Below are 1,626 nucleotides of genomic sequence, written 5' to 3'. Positions count from 1 at the left end.
CGCGGCAGGCTCATGACGCGACCGCGGCGCGCGGCAGCGTCTGCGGCGCGGGCACGGACTGGACGATCTCCCGGATCACGTCGTCGGCGTCGATCTGCCGCACCCACAACTCGGGCTTGAGGGTCACGCGGTGGGCGAGCGCGGGCACCGCGACCGACTTCACGTCCTCGGGGGTGGCGTAGTCGCGCAGGTCAAGCACCGCGCGGGCGCGGGCGAGTTGGACCAGGGCGAGGCCGCCGCGGGGGGACGCGCCGACCTGGATGTGCTGGTGCGCGCGGGTGGCGCCGACCAGCGCGATCACGTACTCCAGCAGGTCGTCCTCGACCTCGACCCGCTCGACGGCGGCCCGCATGGCCAGGACCTCGCCGGGGCCGCTCAGGGTGCGCAGGACCGCCTCGGGCGCCGCGCGGTCCAGGCGGGCCCGGAGCATGCCCGTCTCCTCGGCGGCGGTCAGATATCCCATCCGCACCCGCAGCAGGAAGCGGTCCAACTGCGCCTCGGGCAGGGTGTAGGTGCCCTCGTACTCGATGGGGTTGGCGGTGGCTATCACCACGAACGGGTCGGGCAGCGGGCGGGTGCTGCCGTCGATCGTCACCTGCGCCTCGGCCATCGCCTCCAGCAGGGCGGCCTGGGTCTTGGGCGGGGTGCGGTTGATCTCGTCGGCCAGCAGCAGATGGGCGAAGACCGGCCCGGGGCGGAACACCATGTCGCCGCTGCGCTGGTCGTAGAAGGGCGCGCCGGTGACATCGGAGGGCAGCAGGTCGGGGGTGAACTGGATGCGGCGGAAGTCCAGCCCGAGGGTGGTGGCGAAGGAGCGGGCCAGCAGCGTCTTGCCCAGGCCCGGCAGGTCCTCGATGAGCACGTGGCCGCCGGCCAGGATGCCCAGCATCACCAGGGCCAGCGGTTCCGGCTTGCCGACGACGGCGGTACGGATCTCGGCCAGCACCTGGTCGGCCCGCTCGCCGGCCTGCCGGGGGGTGAGGACGTCGTACTCGCTGCGGTTCTCGGGGCTGGTCACGGTCGGGTCCTCACTGTGCCTGGTCGCGGTGACCGGTGGTCGGGTCGGAGTCGGTTGCCGGGGGTTCGCCGGCGGCGCGTCGCGTCGGGGTGTCGAGCGCTTCGAGGCGGTCGAGCAGGGCGCGCAGGACGGGTTCGGTCAGCGCGGCGGCGGGCGGTGCCCCTGCCGGGTCGATCCAGGGCCACAGTTCCGGGCCGACCAGGGCGCGGGCCCGCGCCGGGTCGCGGCGCGCGTCCACGCCGTGCCGTTCGGCCAGCCGGGCCGCGAACAGCCGCTCCAGCTGCGGGCGGACCGTCGTCGCGAAGTACAGGTCGCTCTCGGCGCCCAGGCCCCGGCCGACGATCCACTCCCACTCCCCCAGCGCCGGGGCGCGGCTGCCGAGCAGCCGTACGGATCTGCGGTAGCCGCTGTCCTGGGCGCCGGCGCCGGCGCCGTAACGGGCGACGGCCAGCCCGCCGGCGGCGAGCAGGGCCATGCCGGTGGCGGCCGCCGCCGCACCGTCGGTCAGCGCGAGCAGGACGACGGCGGCGGCTCCGGTCCCGCCCAGCAGGAGCAGGGAGTGCCGGACCGAACCGGGGGTCCTTGGGTCCGCGCGCCGGCGGCGCCGC

Annotated in this window: 2 protein-coding genes; both read right to left on the bottom strand. The window is 75.5% G+C overall.

The window, feature by feature from the left end:
* Positions 1-10 precede the first annotated feature (10 nt).
* The gene (locus GA0115240_RS21600) at positions 11-1,018 is read right to left on the bottom strand and encodes an AAA family ATPase (RefSeq protein ID WP_093738697.1); all 1,008 of its coding nucleotides are present in this window, start codon (positions 1,016-1,018) and stop codon (positions 11-13) included.
* 10 nt (positions 1,019-1,028) lie between these two features.
* The coding region (locus tag GA0115240_RS21595) for a hypothetical protein (protein ID WP_176725136.1) at positions 1,029-1,626 on the bottom strand (598 nt) is incomplete at its 5' end.

Source organism: Streptomyces sp. DvalAA-14, from assembly GCF_900091855.1.
Classification (GTDB): Bacteria; Actinomycetota; Actinomycetes; order Streptomycetales; family Streptomycetaceae; genus Actinacidiphila.
This window is presented reverse-complemented; position numbering and strand designations above follow the sequence as displayed.